This window comes from Corynebacterium antarcticum, from assembly GCF_016595285.2.
Lineage (GTDB): Bacteria > Actinomycetota > Actinomycetes > Mycobacteriales > Mycobacteriaceae > Corynebacterium > Corynebacterium antarcticum.
Genome location: NZ_JAENIP020000004.1, coordinates 168,407 through 187,946, shown reverse-complemented (window position 1 = coordinate 187,946; position 19,540 = coordinate 168,407). Strand labels below are relative to the sequence as shown.

Below are 19,540 nucleotides of genomic sequence, written 5' to 3'. Positions count from 1 at the left end.
CGTGCGGGCGCTAGACTCGGAGCCAAATGTTAAGCGAAACTCTCCTCCTGCTCGCCGGTGCATCCGCCGCCGGCGCCGTCGCCCTGGCGCTCGCCGCGAACCGTCGGGACGCGCTCGCGCGTCGGGCGGACGGCGTCGATGACGGCGAGGCCTCCGGCGTCGTCCCCGACACCGACATCCCCGGGGACGACCTCGCCACGTCCGCCGCCGGTGCGGAGGCGATCCGGGAACCCGACGAAAAAACCCCGTTGCCTCAGCATGCTCCCGAACCGGACCGCGCTGAGGCGATGGACCCGGTGGACAGCGAACCCGGTGACGCCGGGGATTACGGGGACGTCATCGACGTGGAGGTCGAGGATCAGCTGCGCGACGTGCCGGTCCTGACCCCGGAGGAACGGGACGACCGGCTGAGCGGAGTCGGTGATCCGGAGGATTCAGCGGACGCGCGTGAGGATCACGTTGACGGCACCACCGCAAGGTCCCGGGTTCCCGGTCCCGGGGTGGCGAACCACGGCGGTCTGCACCTGCCCGGCTCCGCGCGCCGGAACCGGCGCCGGTGGGCTGCGGCCAACGGCTACGACTACAGCAGGAGCGACGCGTTCCTCACCGACGAATGGAGCTTCGGTCCCGCCGGTACCGGCGCCGCGGCCAGGGACGTCGTCAGCGGCATGACCTCCGGCCATGAGTTCCACCTGGTGGACCTGGGTCCGGAGACCGTCCTCGCGTTCCGGCGCGTCACCGGGAGTGCGGTCGTCGTCGAGATGACCCGCACCGCGGATGACCGGGACAGTTCCTTCCGACTCGGGGACTTCGCGGTGTTCTGCGCGGAGCCCGATGTCGCACGCCGGTTCGTCGACGAGCGGGTCACCGCCGCGATGGAGGCGCTCCCCGCCGCGGTGACGATGATCTGGACGGAGTCGCGCTGGGTGATCGCGCAACTCGTCCGGCGAAGTTCCCCGGAGGACTGGGAGGCTGCACTCGAGCCGATGGCACTGTTGGCTGACGCCGCGTGCACACTTCCGCCGCGCCCCGGTTCCACCACTCTGCGGGAGACCGAGGGACTGGATCCCTCCCGGCCACTTCCTCCGCCCCACCTGTCGCCGGTTCATTCCGGAGCGGATGCGGAAGAGGTGGAGGGACCGGAGGTGTCGCCCGCACAGCCGCCGGTGCACCGCCCGGACGAGCCGGTGGAACTGCCCAGCCGGTTCCGTCCCGAGCAGCGCGGTATCGTTGAACCGCGAGCCGTCGGTGGTGATGAGATCGACGCCATCGCCGACGGACGGGACGCGGCCCCCCAACCCGGCGGGGTGCGCGTTCCGCGGACCTTCCGAACCGGTCCGAGCATCTTCACCGACTCCGGGGCCGACGCCGAAGCCCCGGACACCGAAAAACCGACTACCCCCGAGGAGCGCTGAACACCCGTGACCCCTTCGTCCGCCGAAGCCCGTGGAGAACTCGCTGAACTGGTCAAGGAACTCGCCGTCGTCCACGGCCGGGTGACCCTCTCATCCGGCAGGGAGGCCGACTACTACGTGGACCTCCGGAGGGCCACGCTGCACTACCGGGCGTCGAGGCTGATCGGCCAGCTGCTGCGTGAACTCACCGCGGACTGGGACTACGTCGCGGTCGGCGGCCTGACGCTCGGAGCGGACCCCGTGGCCACCGCCGTCATGCACGCCGAGGGGCGGGCGATAGACGCATTCGTCGTCCGCAAGGAGACGAAGAAGCACGGCATGCAGCGTCGGATCGAGGGCCCGGACATCGTCGGCAAGAAGGTGCTCGTCGTCGAGGACACCACCACGACCGGCAATTCGCCGCTCACCGCAGTGGAGGCGCTGCGCGAGGCGGGTGCCGAGGTCGTGGGGGTCGCCACGGTCGTCGACCGTGCCACCGGTGCGGACAAGGTCATCGCCGACGCCGGACTCGAGTACCGCTACCTGCTCGGCCTGTCGGATCTCGGCCTTGAGTGAGGGGCTGACCGACCCGCGGGGAGAACACGACGCCGACCCGCCCGGCCCGACCGAGTGGGGGGCCGGGCGGGTCGGCGTCGGCCCCTGGCCCGAGGAACACCCTGGTGAACCGACGCCGGATGATCCACGATTCGATCAGGAACTCCTCGCGGAGGGCGACCGCCGCAACGTCGTCGACGCCTACCGGTACCTGACCCGGGATGCGATCGTCGCGGACATCGACACCCGCAGGCACCCACTGCACGTCGCGATCGAGAACTTCGAGAACGACGCGAACATCGGGACCGTCGTGCGCACCGCCAACGCCTTCGCCGTGGACACCGTGCACATCGTCGGTCGGCGCCGGTGGAACCGGCGGGGTGCGATGGTGACCGACCGGTACCAGCACCTGCTGCACCACCCGGACGTCGACACCCTCCTGAAGTGGGCCGCGGAACGGGACATCACCGTCGTCGCCGTCGATAACACACCCGGATCGGTACCGCTCGAAACCGCCCGGCTGCCGGAGCGGTGCCTGCTGCTGTTCGGCCAAGAGGGCCCGGGTGTCACCGAGGCCGCCCGGCGGGGCGCTGTCATGACCTGCTCCATCGCGCAGTTCGGGTCGACGCGCTCGATCAATGCGGGGGTCGCGGCCGGAATCGCGATGCACAGGTGGGTCACTCAGCACGCCGATCTGCGCCGGGCCTGGTAGGCGCACGGGCCTGGTAGAAACACCGGGGCGGGTACTGTTTCTGGAGTGGGATAAGTAACATCCCGCTGACCGGGAGAGATGAACCTGAACGTGCAAGAAAAATGGGCCCACCGTGCTGATCTCGCTGAAGCCGCGATCGATGAGCGGCACGCGAGTCGGCTGTGGCTGCTTCCCCGCACCAACCTGGCCGTCGTCGCGTGGCCCCCGACCACGCGTGACAAGGTCTTCCTCCGGTGGCACTACTGGTGGCAGGCGCACTACCTGGACTGCCTCGTCGATGCTGCCGTCCGGCGCCCCACCCCGGCCCGGCAACAGCGGATCCGGCGGACCCTGCGCGGGATAAGGATCCGGAATCTGCGCGGGCTCACCGCGAACCGGTACTACGACGACAAGGCGTGGCTCGCGTTGGCCGGTGCGCGTGTCAAGGAGGTGAAGAAGTTCCGCGTGCCGAAGGCGATCAGGCCGCTGGAGAGCAACATCATCGCCGGCGCGGACAATCTCACCGGCGTCCTGCCGTGGCGGACGAACGAGACGTTCTACAACGTCCCCACCAACGGTCCGGCCGCGATCATGATGGCTCGGACGGAGCGCCTCGAGCGGGCGATCGGCCTCACCGACTGGATCTTCGACAACCTCATCAACGAGCAGGGGCTGGTCATGGACGGGGTCCGGTTGAGGATGCACGGTCCGGAGATCGTCCGCGACGTCCATCCCTACTGCCAGGGTGTCACCCTGGGGGCGTGTCTCGAGATCTCCGAGAAGCTGCGCGAACGTGCGGGTCTCGAACCCGGGCAGCCGATCACCGGGATCGACGACGCGGAAAAGGTGGAACATCTCATGCTCTGGGTCACGCGCCTGCGTGAGCTGGTGCACGCGGTGGCCAAGGACATGGCGACGCCCGCCGGGGTGATCGACGCCCACACGGGTGGCGGGGACGGCGGCCTGTTCAAGGGAATTCTGGTGCGCTACCTCGCGGAGGTCGCCCTCCGCCTGTCGGAGGATACCCCGCTGAATAGGGCGACCCGCAAGATCGCCGCGCGCCTGGTGCTCGCGTCCGCGGAGTCGGTGTGGAGGCACCGGCTCGAGATCGACGGGCTGCCCGTGTTCGGGGCGGACTGGACGACGGACGCGAATCTGCCCCGCAACGCAGGCGTGGTGGGCACCTCGATCGCCGGCGCGGTCCGCAGTTCCGAGATCCCGGAGCGGGATCTGTCCGTTCAGCTGTCCGGGTGGATGCTCATGGAGGCCGCGGCGAGGGTGTCGGCGGCCGGGTACACGTACAACGGCTGAGGTGCACCGGGGTCGATGGAGGGGCGTGATCTGCCCGCGGGATACCGGAGGACGTGCCCGCCCGGTCGCCTGTTCGGACAGTGGTCGATCTCACGTCCCGGACGGGGGGTGGGCGTCAGTCTCACTACCTGCGAATTTGCCTGAAACACACGACCGAAAACAGGCAAACGGGCATGAAAACACAAAATCGGGCACGGAGGGGCGGCGAGAAATCGCCGGTGGGGGCATAATTGAGGGCAGGACGACCGCACCGGCGGTCGCGGACCGCGGCACCGCGGTCGTGGCCCCACGGTGCGGTCGACACAGAGAACGTCGCACCACGTAAAGGAGAGCACATGCCCATCGCAACCCCAGAGGTCTACGCCCAGATGCTGGACAAGGCCAAGAAGGAAGGCTTCGCCTTCCCGGCCATCAACTGCACCTCCTCGGAGACCATCAACGCAGCGCTCAAGGGCTTCGCCGAGGCGGAGTCCGACGGCATCATCCAGTTCTCCACCGGTGGTGCGGAGTTCGGTTCCGGCCTGGCCGTCAAGAACATGGTCAAGGGTGCCGTCGGCCTCGCGGCCTACGCCCACGAGGCCGCCAAGAACTACGGCATCAACGTCGCCCTGCACACCGACCACTGCCAGAAGGAGAAGCTGGACACCTACGTGCGTCCGCTGATCGCCATCTCGCAGGAGCGCGTCGACCGCGGCGAGGCCCCGCTGTTCCAGTCCCACATGTGGGACGGCTCCGCCATCCCGATCGACGAGAACCTCGAGATCGCCCAGGAGCTGCTGGAGAAGGCCCGCAAGGCCCACATCATCCTGGAGCTGGAGATCGGTGTCGTCGGCGGTGAAGAGGACGGTATCGAGGCCAAGGCCGGTGCGCAGCTCTACACCTCGCCCGAGGACTTCGCCAAGACCGTCGACGCCATCGGCACCGGTGAGAAGGGTCGCTACCTGCTCGCCGCCACCTTCGGCAACGTTCACGGCGTGTACAAGCCCGGCAACGTGAAGCTGCGTCCGGAGGTGCTGTTGGAGGGGCAGCGCACCGCCGCGAAGAAGCTCGGTCTGGACGAGAACGCCATGCCCTTCGACTTCGTCTTCCACGGCGGCTCCGGCTCCGAGAAGGAGAAGATCGAGGAGGCCCTGCGTTACGGCGTCATCAAGATGAACGTCGACACCGACACGCAGTACGCGTTCACCCGCCCGATCGTCGGCCACATGTTCGGCAACTACGACGGTGTGCTGAAGATCGACGGCGAGGTCGGAAACAAGAAGGTCTACGACCCCCGCTCCTACCTGAAGAAGGCTGAGCAGGGCATGTCCGAGCGCGTCATCGAGACCTGCCAGGATCTGCACTCCGTCGGCACCACCGTCTCCAAGTGACACTTCTGACGTAGCACCCGGACGGGCGTTCTGAACCCGTCTCCGCGAAACCCCGCCCGAACGGCGACATCCGTTCGGGCGGGGTTTCGCGTGTTTCCGTGGTCGACCACGCATACGGGTGATTCGCCTCACGCCCGCGACAGTTCGGTGACCCTACCCTTACATCCGCGCGGTCCCCCGGGTAGCGTCTGAGGGGTGAACCCGGCCACGGACGGAAGGGGACGAGCGTTGAGTGCACCGGCCCGCACCCGACCCCGCGGCGGCTGCCTGCGCCTGTCCGGGGTGACGGTGGCCCGCCGCGGTAGCGTCCTCATCGACGATCTGAGCCTGACCGTACGCCCCGGGGAGGTGCTCGGCGTGTCCGGCCCCTCGGGATGCGGGAAGACCACCCTGCTGCGAGTCATCTCCGGACTCACCACGGACTTCTCGGGAGAGATCACCAGGCCCGAGGGGCGGATCGGGATGGTGTTCCAGGAGCCGCGTCTGCTGCCGTGGTTGACGGCCCGGGCCAACGTCGAGCTCGTGCTCCCGGACCTGCCACGCGGGAAACGCGTGGCGACGGCCGATTCCTGGCTCGACCGGGTCGGTCTCGGCGACGCGGCGGAGCTGCCGCCGGACGCGATGTCGGGCGGGATGCGGCAGCGGGTCTCCGTGGCCCGCGCGATGGCGACCGAACCCGCACTCCTGCTCGTCGACGAACCGTTCGCGGCACTCGACAAGCCGCTCGCCCGACGCCTGCGCCGACTGCTGCTCGACGTGATCACCCGGGACACCGTCACCGTCTGGGTGACCCACGACCCCGACGAGATCGCCGAGGTGTCCACCGTGCGCCTGGACTTCGATCCTCCGGGGGAGATCCCCGTACGACCTCATCCACCGACCACAGAAGGAAGCGGAACACAATGAGCCACACAATCAGGACACGCGTCACGGCGGTCGCCGCACTGGCCGCGCTCACGCTCGCCGGCTGCTCATCGGACCCGGAACCCACCGGCGACGTCGGCGCATCCTCGATGTCCGCGGCCACCGCGGCATCCGGGGGCGCCACGGAGACCGACCGGGAGAAGATCCCGCGCCTGCGCGCCTACCTGCACAGCACCATGGCGTTCGGCGCGCCGATGATCAACTTCGACAGGGACGGTGAGCTTCAGGAGTACGCCGACGAGGTCGACGTCGACTACTGGGACAGCGTCGACCAGCTGCGCGCCGCGATGATGCAGGGCGACGCCCAGGTGGCGGCCACCCCCGCGTACACCGCCGCGAACCTCTACAACAAAGGGGTCGACGTCCGACTCATCGGTCAGGTCGTGTGGGGGATGCTCTACGTCCTCGGGCCCGACACCGCCGAGGAGGGCAACTGGGACGGACTGAAGGGACAGAAGGTGGCGGTCGTCATGCCGGGGGAGATGGTCGACCTCGTGTTCAGCTACCTCCTGGCGGAGAACGGCCTGGACAAGGAAACCGACATCACCTACGTGCCGGTGAACGATCCGCGTCAGGCGGTCGGTATGCTCGCCAAGGGGGAGGTCGACTGGGCCGTGCTGCCGGAGCACCTCGCCACCGTCGCGCTGAAGAAGACCGCGGATTCCGGGAAGAACCTCAAACGCGTCCTCAACCTCCAGGAGGAGTACGGCAAGGCCACCGGCGGGCCGGCCCGGTTCCCCATGGCCGGCCTGATCATGCCCGGCGAGCTCGTCGACGCCCATCCGGAGCTCCCGGCGGCGGTCCTCGAGGAGGTCGCCGACACCACCGCCAAGGTCAACGACGGTGACGATGCCACGATCAGGGCGATCGCCGAACAGTACGAGATGCCCGAGCCGCTCGTCCGGGACATCATCCCGCGCCTCAACCTCGAGGTCGTCCCCGCGTCGGAGTCGCGGGAGCAGTACGAGGAGTTCCTGGAGGTCCTCGCCACCGTCAACCCGGACGTCTACGGCGGAACCCTCCCGGATGACCGCTTCTACGCCGAGTAGGCGATGAGCCCGGACACGACCCCGCCGACAGGTACGCGTCACGAGGCCGCCTGGATCCTCGCGGGTGCCGTCGCACTGCTCCTCTGCTGGCACGCCGTGAGCATCGGTCAGCTCGAGTACGTTCTGCCGGGTCCGGTACGCACCGCCCGGGCGCTGGGCGGGCTCATCGCGGACGCGGATTTCTGGGTGGCACTCGGCCTGACCATGGCGCGGGCCGCGGGAGGACTCCTCTGCGGCGTCGTCGTCGGTCTCGTGTGGGGTGTTCTGGGAGGGGTGTGGATCCGGGCCTCCTGGTTCGGCCAGCCCCTGCTCCAGGTGCTCCTGGCCACCCCGCCGATCATTCTCGTGATCCTGGGACTCACCTGGTTGGGCGCCAACGGGTGGGTCGCGGTGCTCGTCGTCGCGCTCGTGACGACACCGCTGATCGCCGCGACGACGGAGGAGGCGATCCGGGGCATCGACCACGATCTCGTCGAGATGGCCCGCGTCTTCGGTCTCACCCGCACGGCGGTCGTCACACGGGTGATCCACCCGATGGTCGCGCCCCCGGTCCTGGCGGCGACGACGGTGGCGCTGGGGCAGGGGATCCGGGTCACGGTCATGGCGGAACTCCTCTCGACCGCATCCGGTGTCGGCGGTGCCGTGCGCATGGCGCAGATCAACATCGACACGCCGATCATCTTCGCCTACGCGGTGGTGCTCACAGCCGTCACCTTCGTCCTCGACAGGTCGGTGGTCCAGCCGTTGCGGGAGCGGGCCAACAGCTACCGCGCCGCGTCCGGTGCGGCGGTCTGACGGCGCGGGCGCCGGTGTCCGGTCAGCGGTCGTGCGGCCGGTGGCGCGGTGGCGTAGAGTACAACCGGCCGTTCCACGACCGGTCCCGTCGTCCGCCCCACGGTAGCCGCATCCGACGGGATCCGACCGAGACACCGTTGACCCGAAAGAAACTATCCTGAACAGATGGCCAGGCGAACATCCTCCGTGCCCAATCCGGCAGCCGCGGTGAAGGAGCTGCTGCGCCCCGGTGTCCAACGACTGCGGCTCAGCTGGGTCTCGATCCTGCAGGGCGGCATAGCCGCGGGTCTGTCCTGGTGGGTCGCGGTGAATCTCTTCGGCCACGAGTCGGTGTTCTTCGCGCCGATGGCCGCGATCATCGTCATCGGGCTCACCGGCGGCGACCGCCTACGGCGTGCGGTGGAGCTCAACATCGGCGTGCCCCTCGGTGTCGGGATCGGTGACCTCCTGGTCACCTGGCTCGGCACCGGCACCTGGCAGATGACGTTCATCGTGCTCCTCGCGCTGACGGTGGCCGTGCTCGTGGACAAATCCCCCCTCGTGTCCACGCAGGCGGCCATCGGCGTCGTGCTCATCGCCACGATCTTCCCGCCCGGGACCTCGGGCGGGATCGACCGGATGCTCGACGCGTTCATCGGTGGCACCGTCGGCATCATCGTCATCGCGCTGATCCCGAACTCCCCGCTGCGCGGGGGACGGCAGGAGATCGCCACCATCCTCACCATCGCCGGGCACGTCCTCAAGGAGGTCGCCGTCGACCTGGAGGACGGCGACACGAAGGGGATCAACGCCGCGCTGCAGGAGGCGCGCGGCACCCAGGCGAACATCAACAACCTGATCGCCGCCGCGAAGACCGGCCGGGAGGCGGCGACGGTCTCCCCGCTGCACTGGCGGAACCGGCGTCGGGTGAAGTCGCTCATGAGGATCCTCAATCCGGTGGACAACGCCATGCGGAACACGCGGGTGCTCGCGCGCCGGGCGCTCGTGCTCACCGAGGACGGGGACGACGTCAGTGCCCGGCAGATCGCGGTCCTCGAGGAGATCGCGGACATCATGACGGCACTCGGGGACCTGTTCGACCGCGGCGAGCGGGTCGGCACATCCGAGCGGATCCCGCAGCTCGTCCGCCGGCTCCGCGTACTGGGTGCGATGACCGGACCGGAGGTCGCCGACCGGAAGGTGCTGTCCGCGCAGATGATCCTCGGCCAGTCCCGCTCGATCATCGTCGACCTTCTCCAGATCTGCGGCATGTCCCGCAAGTCGGCGCAGGCCGCGCTGGCACCGACCAGCGCGCACCCGCACGTCGATCCCGAGGTGTAGCTCCGCACGGCCGCGCGGGGCACCGGGAGAGCCCGATCGCCGTCCTGGGCCGACGGGACGGCGGCCGCACAGGGTTCCGGAGCGCGATACCCCGACATCGGTCATTCGGCAGCGGGAATGAAACCCTCGAAAGCCGGGGGCGGCCCGATTATTGTCGGGGTCAGAAAGATCTCACCGTGCCCCGTGCAGGGGAGAGAGGCAAGTGGAACGATCATGGACCGAAGTGTCCTCCAGTCACGTCCCGTGTGGGCGGCCTCCGCCGCACTGGTGCTCGTCCTCATCACCAACCTGCTGGTCAACGGCTGGCAGCTCACCGGCGGATTCGCCGCTCTGGCGGTCAGTACGGCGATTGTGCTCGTCGCCGTCATCGCCCGTGCGAAAAAGCAGGGGGATCCGGCCTCCTGAGTGCCGGGGGGTGCCGCCGCGAGGCCCGGACTCCGGGTTGTCGGCGGTGTCCCCGGGTCACGGCGGTTCCGGGACCGGGGTGACGGTGCAACCCCGCCGCCGAGTGTGGTGCAGGTCAGGGCTGCCGGACGATCTGCAGGTCCCGCAGGTGCCGGTAGAAAGTCACCCGTTCCGCGGGGCGGGGCCGGGAGACTCCGTCCACCGTGATCCGCAGGTCCGGTCCGCCGGCCTGCAGCGCCCGGCCCGTAAGCAGGGTGGTGGGATCCACCGTCCCCGACGGCCGCGTCCGCCGGAGGATCCGGTCGGTGACGCCGCCGGGCACCGGCTCGAGGGGGGTGTCGGCGACCACAGCGGCGATTCCCGGGGCGTCGAGCATGGGGACGAGCCGGGCGCCGTAGCGGCCGGTGCGGGGTGCTCTGCGGCCCGCCCGGTGGTTGAGCAGGGTGTCGTCGTCGACGATGACCTCGCCGGTCATCTCCGCCGCGGGGTCGAAACAGGAGACCGTGGCGCTGCCGGCGACCGCGACCGCGGAATCGTCCCGGATCAGCGGAGCCGGATGGACGTGCCCGCCCAGTGCGAGGGCGAGGGCGTCGAGGGGATCGGAGGGGAGCCCGAAATTGGCCGCGGCCGGGGAACCGGGATCGACCGGAACGTATCCGACCTCGACCCACATCCGGTCCGAGCGCATCAACCGGGTCAGCACCGCCGACAGGGCCGCATCCGTACCGCAGACGACCACCCGCAGTACCTCCTCCGGCTGCTGGGGGGCACGTTCCGGGGTCCCGAGGTGGTCGACGTCGGGGCGCTTGGCGATCTCGTCCAGGCCCGGGGTGGGATCGACGGGGAGAACGGCGCGCGCCGCCTCGTCCAGGGGGGTGAGATCCCTGCGTGTCGGGACATCGGGGAGCTCCAGCACCTCGAGGGTGTCGACGCCGTGGAGCCCCCGGACGTCGTCGAGCAGGGAACGGTTGACCGGAAGACCGTCGGAGCCGCCACAGGCCAGGAAGAGCACTCGCATGGTCAAAGATGATACGCGCGTGGACGTGAGGGGTAAGATTGTGAGACGTCTGTGCCGCGCTCGCCGCGGCGAAGCTGTCGAGCTATCGGAAGAGGCGTGTTAGAACATGGCCGCAATTGTTGTAGTGGGCGCCCAGTGGGGCGACGAGGGTAAGGGCAAGGCCACCGACATCCTCGGGTGCCAGGTCGATTACGTGGTCAAGCCGAACGGCGGGAACAACGCCGGTCACACCGTCGTCGTCGGTGGTGAGAAGTACGAGCTGAAGCTCCTGCCCGCGGGTGTCCTGAGCGAGAACGCCGTCCCCGTCCTGGGAAACGGAGTGGTGATCAACCTGGAGGCCCTGTTCGACGAGATCGACGGCCTCGAGGCCCGTGGGGCGAACGCCTCCCGGCTGCGGATCTCCGCCAACGCCCACGTCGTCGCGCCGTACCACCAGGTCCTCGACCGGGTGCAGGAGCGGTTCCTGGGTAAGCGCGCCATCGGCACCACGGGGCGCGGGATCGGCCCGACCTACGCGGACAAGGTCTCCCGCGTCGGTATCCGCGTGCAGGACATCTTCGATGAGTCGATCCTGCGCCAGAAGGTCACCTCGGCGCTGGACGTGAAGAACCAGATCCTGGTCAAGATGTACAACCGCAAGGCCATCGACCCGGAGCGGATCGTCGACTACTTCCTGTCCTACGCCGACCGGCTCGAGCCGATGGTCATCGAGGCCGAACTCGAACTGAACCGCGCCCTCGACGAGGGCAAGCACGTGCTCATGGAGGGTGGCCAGGCGACGATGCTCGACGTCGACCACGGCACCTACCCCTTCGTGACGTCCTCGAACCCGAGTGCCGGTGGGGCGTGTGTCGGGTCCGGCATCGGCCCGACCCGCATCACCTCCTCCCTGGGCATCATCAAGGCCTACACCACCCGCGTCGGCGCCGGCCCGTTCCCGACGGAGCTGTTCGACAAGTGGGGCGAGTTCCTGCAGACCACCGGTGGCGAGGTCGGCGTGAACACCGGCCGCAAGCGCCGCTGCGGCTGGTACGACTCCGTCGTCGCGCGCTACGCCAGCCGGGTCAACGGATTCACGGACCTGTTCGTGACCAAGCTCGACGTGCTGACCGGTATCGGTGAGATCCCGATCTGCGTCGCCTACGACGTGGACGGCACCCGTTTCGACGAGATGCCGACCAGCCAGTCCGACTTCCACCACGCCGAGCCCATCTACGAGACGATGCCAGCGTGGGAGGAGGACATCACCGGCTGCCGGACCTTCGGGGAGCTGCCGCAGCGCGCGCAGGACTACCTCAACCGCCTGGAGGAGCTGTCCGGGTGCCGCATCTCCTACGTCGGTGTCGGTCCGGGCCGGGACCAGACCATCGTGATCAACGACGTGATGGAGGCCTGAGCCGCACTCCGCTGAAGCGAACCCCGTACCTGTGGGTACGGGGTTCCTCGGTGTCAGGGGTCGGTGAGAACGGCTGGTCACAGGGTATTTTTTCAGGGGACTGCTGGGGGCGGGAATAGACCCCGATATTTTGTGGTTGTGTCAACAAGATGTGCCGAGAGCAGCATCACCCATCCCGGGATACCCCGATGGGACAACCGATCAAGGAGCAACCATGACCCGTACCCCGACCGATATCGGCCTGCTGATCATCCGCCTCGTCTTCGGCGGTATCCTCACCGCGCACGGCTTCCAGAAGCTCTTCCTGATGGGCCCCGGCCAGACCGGCGCCGCATTCGCGAACATGTCGAGCCTTCCCGCCCCCGAAATCATGGCGTGGATCGCCGTCATCGTCGAGCTCCTCGGTGGACTCGCGCTCATCGCAGGTGTCGCGACCCGCATCGCGGCGATCGCCGCCGCCGTCGTCATGGCGGGCGCGATGGTCACGGTGCACCTGGCCAACGGATTCTTCAACACCGACGGCGGCATCGAGTACACCCTCATGCTGTCTGCCATCGGTGTCGCACTCGCCGTGACCGGCGCGGGACGCTACAGCCTGGATGCCACACTCGGGCGTGCGGGACGTGGCACTCCCACCGACCGCATCTGACGAAGGCGCACCCAAAAGTGAGGGCCCCGATCCGGTGACGGATCGGGGCCCCTTCGTCCTCAGGCGTATCTGCGGACCTTCCCGAAGATCTCCGGCCACGAGCTGTCCAGCTTCCGGGCCGACACCCGGGTTCCCACCACGTACACGACGGCGTTGATGATGATGATCCAGGAGGTCCCGCCGAGGAACAACAGCGAACCGACGCCGTCGCCCCGGCCGATCACCATCATGATGATCCCCGGCACCAGGGGCAGCCAGACACCGAGCAGACCACCGAATGCCGCGATGAACGCGGCACCGGAGTACCCCGACCGGTCCTTCATCGGGTTCGTCCCGGGTCGTGACGCGGGGAACGGATTGAATACGCTGAGCAGTGACCCGAAGCCGAGCGCCGCGGGGATGGCACCGATCGTCGTCACCGTCGTCAGCACCCACAGCGAGGAGAATCCGCTGAGCACCCCGAGCGCGGTGTCGTAGAGCACCACCGCGGGGACGGAGATGGTCGCCGCCACCGCGGCCCGGGCCCGCACCATCACCCGCGCCGGGACACCGGCGGTCATGTGCACCCAGTTCGCCGGGCCGTCGTAGCCGTAGGCGTTGGCGACGTACTGGGTCGCCGCCGCGGCCATCATGTACGCGCCGAACCACTCCACGGGGCTGTCCTCGTTGGTGGTCCCGAGAACCAGGAAGAACACCGAGAACAACGGCAGCGAGACCAGGTTGTAGAGCAGCCGCGAGTCCCGCGTCCAGTACATCAGTCCCCGCGAGTAGACGGCCCCACCGACCGTCGCCGGTACCCCGGGCAGCATCAGCCGCCCCCGCGACCGGGACCGGGAGCCCGAGGAACTCTCGGTCACCTGGGTGAACGATCTGGTGAGCGCCCGGCGCCAGGCGCCCCAGAGCACGGGAAGCAGGACGATGCCGATGAGCGCCTGGAGGACCGCTGTCCCCCAGGCACCGTCGGCCAGACTGCCCGCGGCGCCACCCGCTCCACCGAAGGGGGTGTAGCCGAGGATCCGGGTGATCCTCGCGGTGTCCACACCGATCGTCGAGTTCACCACCAGATTGAAGCCGATGATGATGACGATGAATCCCACGCCGCCGGCCATGGACAGCTTCTCCCGTCGGGAGCGGCCACCGGACAGCACGCCGAGAACCATCCACGCCTCAGCGCCGCAGATGCTCAACCCGAGAGCGGCGACCACGGCCAGGAACCAGAACGGAATCACCCACGCGTGTCCGGTGAGTACCAGTCCGGCGGTGCCGAAGCCGAACGTGATCAACGAGTTGAGGACCACGAGGTAGCCGCGGGACTGGAGGAGTGCGGCCAGAATGAACCCCGGCAGCAGATCCGCGGCCGCCACCGGCAGCGGCGCGAACCAGCCGGGGGTCAGCTGGTTCTCGCTGGACGGATAGATGAACGCGAGGACCCAGTACGCCAGCACACCCACCCCGAGGGACAGGGAGAGCGCGGCCTGGTTCCCGTCCAGCTGCTCGGCGAGGGTCAACCCGCCGAGAGACAGGGCTCCCGTCAGACCGTAGATCCAGATGAAGATGATCATGAACCACTGCGATCGCTGCGCCTTCAGGGAGCGCTTCCGCAGGGTGCGGTGGAGCCGGAGCAGGGTGCGGGTCACCGGGCATCACCCGCGTCACCCGCGGCTCCGGTCCCGTCCGCGGACGGGGTCGAACCGAGCCAACCGAGGGTCCCCTCGTCGAGCTCGCCACCGCCGACGAGGTCGATGAAAGCGTCACCCAGCGATCCGGCGCCCCGGACGTCATCGACGGTCCCGGAGGCGACCACCCGGCCACCGGCGATCAGCGCGACGTGGTCGCAGATGGACTCCACGAGCTCCATGACGTGGGAACTCATCACGACGGTTCCGCCGCCGCGCACGAAGGCGTTGAGGATCGAGCGGATCACCCGCCCCGACACCGGATCGACGGCCTCGAAGGGCTCATCCAGGATCAGGATCTGTGGCCGGTGCAGCAGGGCACCCGCGAGCAGGATCTTCTTCGTCATGCCCGCCGAATAGTCGACGATGAGTTTCTCCCCGGCGTCGGTCAGGTCCAGGGCGTCCAGCAGGCCGTGGGCACGCTCGGCGATGGTCTCCGGGTCCATCCCCCGCAGCCGACCGAGGAACTCGAGGTACTCGGATGCGCTGAGCCGGTCGAACGTCGGCAGGCCGTCGGCGAGCAGACCGTAGGACCGCTTCGCCTCGAGAGCACCGCCACCCCAGACATCGGCGCCGCACACCCAGGTCGCACCCGTGTCCGGGCGGAGCAGACCTGTGGCGATGGTGATCGCCGTCGTCTTCCCGGCGCCGTTCGGGCCGACGATCCCGTAGAAACTCCCGTGGGGGATGTCGAGGGAGAGATCGGCGACGGCGGGCTTGTCCCCGAACCGCTTGGTGATACCGCGCCAGGCGAGCGCCACAGACGTCGGATCCGGGTTGAGGGGATCGAGATGGGCTGAATCGTCGGGAAGAGTCATGGAAACAGTGTGCGTCCCGCCGGAGCGTGGCCGCAAGGGTTTCCACCAGAATCAACCCGTGGGCTGACGGATGGCGCGAGCCACCCGCCGCAACCGGCTAGTCCTCTTCGGTCGACGGGACCACGGGCTGCTCGGCCGACCACGGGAACACGATCCACTCGTCGGTGTGCTTCCAGACGAAGTCGGGCCGGATCACCGACTGGGACTTGCCGTACAGCACGGCGGAACGACACTCCGCGCCGGCCTTCTCCAGGATCTCGAGGACGAGGGCCAGGGTCCGTCCCGAATCGGCGACATCGTCGACGACGAGCAGCTTCCTGCCGACGATGGCGGAGGTGTCCAGCAGGGGCTCCAGCAGCACCGGGTCGGGGAGGGTCTCGTGGACGTCGGTGTAGAACTCGACGTTCATCGTGTCGGCGAGCTTCACCCCCATCGCGTAGCTCAGCGCCCCGGCCGGAAGGAGGCCGCCGCGGGCGACGGCGATGATGATCTCCGGGTCGAAGTCGCTGTCCACCACGATCTGGGCGAGTTCCCGGGACGCGGCACCGAAGCCCTCCCAGGTCAGAATTTCCTTGGTCTCGAGATCGGTCGAGTCTGCATGGTAGGCCATGGGTCGATGGTAGCGGTTCCGGTCCGCGGATGCCGTACCGTGTTCCGGTGGGCGACCGGCACGGGAGCCGGGAGCGCACCATCTCTCCCGCGGCGCCCGCCCCTGTGCGATACTGCACCACGAGAAGCGCCCGAAGAAAAACGTGAGGACACGGTAGATGTACACCCCAGAGATGATCGGAACACCGCAGACCGGCTCAGCCACCCGGGTCCTCCTGCTGGGGGCCGGGGAGCTCGGTAAAGAGGTCACCATCGCCTTCCAGCGCCTCGGTGTCGAGGTGCACACGGCGGACCGGTACGAGGGCGCGCCCGCGGGCCAGGTCGCCCACGCCCACCACACCCTGGACATGACCGACGCGGCGGCCGTCAGGGCACTCGTCGACGAGGTCCGCCCGCACTTCATCGTACCCGAGATCGAGGCGCTGGCCACCGACGCCCTCGCCGAGATCGAGGAGGAGGGCCTCGCGACTGTCGTCCCCACCGCGCGCGCCACCCGGCTCACCATGAACCGCGAGGGTATCCGCCGCCTGGCGGCCGAGGAACTCGGTCTGCCCACCAGCTCCTACGCGTTCGCCTCCACCCACGCGGAGTTCGTCGAGGCGGTCGGGGAGATGGGTTTCCCGTGCGTGGTAAAGCCCGTCATGAGTTCCTCCGGGAAGGGCCAGAGCGTGATCCGCGCCGCCGACGAGGTCGACCGTGCCTGGGAGTACGCCCGGGCCGGGGCGAGGGTCGCGGGAGACCGTGTCATCGTCGAGGGGTTCGTCGAGTTCGACTACGAGATCACGCTGCTCACCGTGCGCTCGACGGACCCGGCGACCGGACAACCGGCGACCTGGTTCTGCGAGCCCATCGGCCACCGCCAGCAGGACGGCGACTACGTCGAGTCCTGGCAGCCGATGCGGATGAGCCCCGCCGCGGCGGACAACGCCCGCTCCGTCGCCGCGCGCATCACCAACGCCCTCGGGGGGCGGGGGGTGTTCGGCGTGGAGCTCTTCGTTCTCGGGGACGACGTCTACTTCTCGGAGGTCTCGCCCCGGCCCCACGACACCGGCATGGTCACCATGGCGTCCCAGCGGTTCTCCGAGTTCGAACTCCACGCCCGCGCGATCCTCGGTCTGCCGATCGACGTCACCCTCATCTCACCGGGCGCCTCCGCCGTCATCTACGGCGGTGTCGATGCCCCGGCCGTGAGCTACAGCGGCCTCGGCGCCGCGCTCGCCGTCGCCGAGGCCGACGTCCGGATCTTCGGTAAACCGGAGGCGTTCACCCGCCGCCGGATGGGCGTCGCACTGGCCACCGCGGAGGACACCGGCACCGCCCGCGAGCGCGCCACCGCGGCGGCCTCCGCCATCGAGGTGCACGCACCGGGGGGGCCGACCCACTGAACACGGCCCCTCGGTTCCACGGTGCATTCCCGCCCTCGGGGTGGCGGCCCGTCCGGGGTGCCCGCCCGGTGCCGCCGGAACGCTCATCTGCTGCACGAAACGATGACCGCTGTATAGAATTTGCGTATGGCAGACAACGACGACCACGACGACCGTACAGTGACCCCCGCCTACGCGGGCCGTTTCGGCGCCGGTGAGGTTCCCTCCCACCGGCTTCCGGACGATCCCATGGATCCCGACGCCACCTACCGTCTCATCCACGACGAGATGATGCTAGACGGCAACGCCAGGCTCAATCTCGCGACGTTCGTCACCACGTGGATGGAGCCGCAGGCCGAGAAGCTCATGGCCGAGGCGTTCGACAAGAACTCCATAGACAAGGACGAGTACCCCTCGACCTCGCGCATCGAGGAACGCTGCGTCGCCATCATCTCGGATCTGTTCCACGGCCCCACCGGTACCGGTGCGATCGGCACCTCATCCATCGGGTCCTCGGAGGCGGTCATGCTCGCGGGCCTCGCCATGAAGTGGCGGTGGCGGGCCCGTCGTGCCGCGCAGCTCGGTGTCGACCCCGGGGACGTCACCGAGCGCCCCACACTGGTCCTCGGAACTAACGTGCAGGTCGTGTGGGAGAAGTTCTGCCGCTATTTCGATGTCACACCCCGCTATGTGTCGATGTCCCCGGGCGACTACTGCGTGAAGCCCGATGAGGTCGCCGCCGCATGTGACGGGACCACGATCGGTGCCGTGGCGATTCTCGGCACCACGTACACGGGTGAATACGAGGACGTCGTCGGAATCTGTGCGGCACTGGACTCGCTGGCCGCGGCAGGGGGACCGGACATACCCGTCCACGTCGACGCGGCCTCCGGTGGCTTCGTGGCTCCCTTCCTCGACCCCGACCTCGAGTGGGACTTCCGTCAGTCACGCGTCGTCAGCATCAACGTCTCGGGCCACAAGTTCGGGCTCACCTACCCCGGCATCGGGTTCTGTGTGTGGAGGGGTGCGGAGCACCTCCCCGAGGAGCTGGTGTTCCACGTCGACTACCTCGGCGGGGACATGCCCACCTTCACGCTGAATTTCTCCCGTCCCGGAAACCAGATCGTCGGTCAGTACTACAATCTTCTCCGCCTCGGACGCCGCGGATACACCGAGGTCATGACGGCGCTCCGCGACACGGCCACCTGGTTGGCGCGGGAACTGGGCGGGGATTCCGCCGCCGAGGTCGTCTCCGACGGCTCCGCCATTCCTGTTCTGACCTGGCGCTACCGTGATGTCAGTGCCTATCAGGTCTCCCATGAGCTGCGGTGCGACGGGTGGCAGGTACCGGCCTATCCGCCGCCGGAGGGCGCGGAGCAGGATCCCATTCTCCGTGTCGTCGTGAGGGAGGGCTTCTCCCGGGACATGGCGGAGTCCTTCCTCGACTCCGTGGATCGCGCGCTCGGGCGCATCCGTGATGCCGGGCCGGTGTCCGGGGAACGGTCTTTCGCGCACTAGGCGTCAAAGCCCCCGCCCAGGTCACCTCGGACGACCATGGTCCCGGGGCGGGGGTGATGGTGCGGTCGTGTGACGGGTCCGGTTGATCCCGCACCACGACGTCGAGGTGCCCGTGCCCACGGTGTGTGGAGTGGATCGTGGATCAGTGTGCGGGGCGCAGCATCGGCAGATGCGTCATTCCGTCCCAGTCGAATTCGTCACCGCAGACCCGGAACCCGTAGCTCTCGTAGTAGTCCCGGAGTGCGGTCTGCGCGGTCAACGCGACGTCGGCGCCCGGGTTCTGCTCCTTCGCGAGCTTCAGTGCGTCCTTCATGATCTCGGCGCCCAACCCGGTGCCACGTGCCCCGGGGGCCAGGCAGAACCGCCCGAACTGCCAGAGGACACGCTCGTCCCCGATGTCGACCCCGCCACCGCACTTCGCCCGGAACCCGGCACCGGTGTCCGGATGGATGCGGGCGTAGCCGGCCAGTGCACCGGCACGGTCGTTGGCCCGGATGTGGAGGGTGTCCGGCAGGGCGTCGGTGTCGTCGATCTCAGCGTAGGGGCACTGCTGCTCGTTGACGAAGACATCCACCCGTAGCTTGTAGATCCGGTGCACCTCGAGGGCGCTCATCTGGTTCAGATTGGACACGGTGAAGTAGGTGTTCATCCCTCAAGCATACTGTCAGCTGTCCGGGG

General features: G+C 68.5%; 19 protein-coding genes. 14 read left to right on the top strand and 5 right to left on the bottom strand.

Annotation, left to right across the window (positions count from 1 at the left end):
• The first annotated feature begins 26 nt into the window (after positions 1–26).
• The 10 genes from JIM95_RS10495 to JIM95_RS10450 all read left to right on the top strand — a co-directional run bounded on the left by JIM95_RS10495 (position 27) and on the right by JIM95_RS10450 (position 9,814).
• Entirely contained in the window at positions 27–1,415 is a 1,389-nt protein-coding gene (locus JIM95_RS10495) for a type III secretion system chaperone family protein (protein WP_200256411.1), read from the top strand.
• 6 nt (positions 1,416–1,421) lie between these two features.
• The gene (gene pyrE / locus JIM95_RS10490; RefSeq protein ID WP_200256413.1) at positions 1,422–1,970 is read left to right on the top strand and encodes an orotate phosphoribosyltransferase; all 549 of its coding nucleotides are present in this window, start codon (positions 1,422–1,424) and stop codon (positions 1,968–1,970) included.
• Complete coding sequence (locus tag JIM95_RS10485) at positions 1,963–2,661, top strand: TrmH family RNA methyltransferase (RefSeq protein WP_410170777.1); 699 nt, start codon at positions 1,963–1,965, stop codon at positions 2,659–2,661. Before pyrE ends, JIM95_RS10485 begins: the two co-directional genes overlap by 8 nt.
• A gap of 90 nt (positions 2,662–2,751) precedes the next feature.
• Positions 2,752–3,951, top strand: coding sequence for a glycoside hydrolase family 76 protein (locus JIM95_RS10480; RefSeq protein WP_200256415.1), 1,200 nt, complete (start codon positions 2,752–2,754; stop codon positions 3,949–3,951).
• Between the two features lie 335 nt (positions 3,952–4,286).
• Positions 4,287–5,321 carry a class II fructose-bisphosphate aldolase gene (gene fbaA, locus JIM95_RS10475; RefSeq protein ID WP_200256416.1) on the top strand — a complete coding sequence of 345 codons (1,035 nt, stop codon included), beginning with the start codon at positions 4,287–4,289 and terminating at the stop codon, positions 5,319–5,321.
• A gap of 228 nt (positions 5,322–5,549) precedes the next feature.
• Positions 5,550–6,227: an ABC transporter ATP-binding protein gene (locus JIM95_RS10470; protein WP_200256417.1), complete on the top strand. Its 678-nt coding sequence runs from the start codon at positions 5,550–5,552 to the stop codon at positions 6,225–6,227.
• A complete protein-coding gene (locus JIM95_RS10465) occupies positions 6,224–7,294 on the top strand; it encodes an ABC transporter substrate-binding protein (RefSeq protein ID WP_200256418.1) in 1,071 nt (356 codons plus the stop codon). The genes JIM95_RS10470 and JIM95_RS10465 overlap by 4 nt, the downstream gene beginning before the upstream one ends.
• A 3-nt stretch (positions 7,295–7,297) precedes the next feature.
• Positions 7,298–8,089: an ABC transporter permease gene (locus tag JIM95_RS10460; RefSeq protein ID WP_200256419.1), complete on the top strand. Its 792-nt coding sequence runs from the start codon at positions 7,298–7,300 to the stop codon at positions 8,087–8,089.
• A 165-nt stretch (positions 8,090–8,254) separates the two neighbouring features.
• On the top strand, positions 8,255–9,409 hold the full coding sequence (locus JIM95_RS10455; RefSeq protein ID WP_200256420.1) for an FUSC family protein: 1,155 nt from the start codon (positions 8,255–8,257) through the stop codon (positions 9,407–9,409).
• Between the two features lie 213 nt (positions 9,410–9,622).
• Positions 9,623–9,814: a hypothetical protein gene (locus tag JIM95_RS10450; protein WP_200256421.1), complete on the top strand. Its 192-nt coding sequence runs from the start codon at positions 9,623–9,625 to the stop codon at positions 9,812–9,814.
• A gap of 115 nt (positions 9,815–9,929) precedes the next feature.
• Here JIM95_RS10450 and JIM95_RS10445 read toward each other — a convergent pair whose 3' ends face one another.
• Positions 9,930–10,832, bottom strand: a complete 903-nt coding sequence (locus JIM95_RS10445) for a diacylglycerol kinase catalytic domain-containing protein (protein WP_200256423.1) — start codon at positions 10,830–10,832, stop codon at positions 9,930–9,932.
• 106 nt (positions 10,833–10,938) lie between these two features.
• Here JIM95_RS10445 and JIM95_RS10440 point away from each other — a divergent pair, with 106 nt between their 5' ends.
• Both JIM95_RS10440 and JIM95_RS10435 read left to right on the top strand, forming a co-directional pair.
• Complete coding sequence (locus tag JIM95_RS10440) at positions 10,939–12,228, top strand: adenylosuccinate synthase (RefSeq protein ID WP_200256425.1); 1,290 nt, start codon at positions 10,939–10,941, stop codon at positions 12,226–12,228.
• Positions 12,229–12,442: 214 nt separating this feature from the next.
• Positions 12,443–12,877 (top strand): DoxX family protein, encoded by a 435-nt coding sequence (locus JIM95_RS10435; RefSeq protein ID WP_200256427.1) that lies wholly within the window; start codon positions 12,443–12,445, stop codon positions 12,875–12,877.
• Between the two features lie 59 nt (positions 12,878–12,936).
• On the opposite strand, the gene JIM95_RS10430 is transcribed toward JIM95_RS10435, so the two are convergent.
• The 3 genes from JIM95_RS10430 to JIM95_RS10420 form a co-directional block, all read right to left on the bottom strand.
• Positions 12,937–14,514, bottom strand: coding sequence for a hypothetical protein (locus JIM95_RS10430; protein ID WP_200256429.1), 1,578 nt, complete (start codon positions 14,512–14,514; stop codon positions 12,937–12,939).
• Entirely contained in the window at positions 14,511–15,371 is an 861-nt protein-coding gene (locus JIM95_RS10425; protein ID WP_200256431.1) for an ABC transporter ATP-binding protein, read from the bottom strand. Before JIM95_RS10425 ends, JIM95_RS10430 begins: the two co-directional genes overlap by 4 nt.
• 97 nt (positions 15,372–15,468) lie before the next feature.
• Positions 15,469–15,981 (bottom strand): phosphoribosyltransferase, encoded by a 513-nt coding sequence (locus JIM95_RS10420; RefSeq protein ID WP_200256433.1) that lies wholly within the window; start codon positions 15,979–15,981, stop codon positions 15,469–15,471.
• Positions 15,982–16,138: 157 nt separating this feature from the next.
• Between JIM95_RS10420 and purT the strand changes: the two genes are divergently transcribed.
• Positions 16,139–17,365 carry a formate-dependent phosphoribosylglycinamide formyltransferase gene (gene purT / locus JIM95_RS10415; RefSeq protein ID WP_200256435.1) on the top strand — a complete coding sequence of 409 codons (1,227 nt, stop codon included), beginning with the start codon at positions 16,139–16,141 and terminating at the stop codon, positions 17,363–17,365.
• Between the two features lie 126 nt (positions 17,366–17,491).
• Complete coding sequence (locus JIM95_RS10410; protein ID WP_200256437.1) at positions 17,492–18,862, top strand: glutamate decarboxylase; 1,371 nt, start codon at positions 17,492–17,494, stop codon at positions 18,860–18,862.
• A gap of 142 nt (positions 18,863–19,004) precedes the next feature.
• Here JIM95_RS10410 and JIM95_RS10405 read toward each other — a convergent pair whose 3' ends face one another.
• Entirely contained in the window at positions 19,005–19,511 is a 507-nt protein-coding gene (locus tag JIM95_RS10405; protein WP_200256439.1) for a GNAT family N-acetyltransferase, read from the bottom strand.
• Positions 19,512–19,540 lie beyond the last annotated feature (29 nt).

Coding starts and splice junctions, on each gene's coding strand:
- JIM95_RS10495 (WP_200256411.1), top strand. CDS start 27: ATGTTAAGCGAAACTCTCCTCCTGCTCGCCGGTGCATCCGCCGCCGGC.
- fbaA (WP_200256416.1), top strand. CDS start 4,287: ATGCCCATCGCAACCCCAGAGGTCTACGCCCAGATGCTGGACAAGGCC.
- JIM95_RS10465 (WP_200256418.1), top strand. CDS start 6,224: ATGAGCCACACAATCAGGACACGCGTCACGGCGGTCGCCGCACTGGCC.
- JIM95_RS10460 (WP_200256419.1), top strand. CDS start 7,298: ATGAGCCCGGACACGACCCCGCCGACAGGTACGCGTCACGAGGCCGCC.
- JIM95_RS10455 (WP_200256420.1), top strand. CDS start 8,255: ATGGCCAGGCGAACATCCTCCGTGCCCAATCCGGCAGCCGCGGTGAAG.
- JIM95_RS10450 (WP_200256421.1), top strand. CDS start 9,623: ATGGACCGAAGTGTCCTCCAGTCACGTCCCGTGTGGGCGGCCTCCGCC.
- JIM95_RS10445 (WP_200256423.1), bottom strand. CDS start 10,832: ATGCGAGTGCTCTTCCTGGCCTGTGGCGGCTCCGACGGTCTTCCGGTC.
- JIM95_RS10440 (WP_200256425.1), top strand. CDS start 10,939: ATGGCCGCAATTGTTGTAGTGGGCGCCCAGTGGGGCGACGAGGGTAAG.
- JIM95_RS10435 (WP_200256427.1), top strand. CDS start 12,443: ATGACCCGTACCCCGACCGATATCGGCCTGCTGATCATCCGCCTCGTC.
- JIM95_RS10425 (WP_200256431.1), bottom strand. CDS start 15,371: ATGACTCTTCCCGACGATTCAGCCCATCTCGATCCCCTCAACCCGGAT.
- JIM95_RS10420 (WP_200256433.1), bottom strand. CDS start 15,981: ATGGCCTACCATGCAGACTCGACCGATCTCGAGACCAAGGAAATTCTG.
- purT (WP_200256435.1), top strand. CDS start 16,139: ATGTACACCCCAGAGATGATCGGAACACCGCAGACCGGCTCAGCCACC.
- JIM95_RS10410 (WP_200256437.1), top strand. CDS start 17,492: ATGGCAGACAACGACGACCACGACGACCGTACAGTGACCCCCGCCTAC.
- JIM95_RS10405 (WP_200256439.1), bottom strand. CDS start 19,511: ATGAACACCTACTTCACCGTGTCCAATCTGAACCAGATGAGCGCCCTC.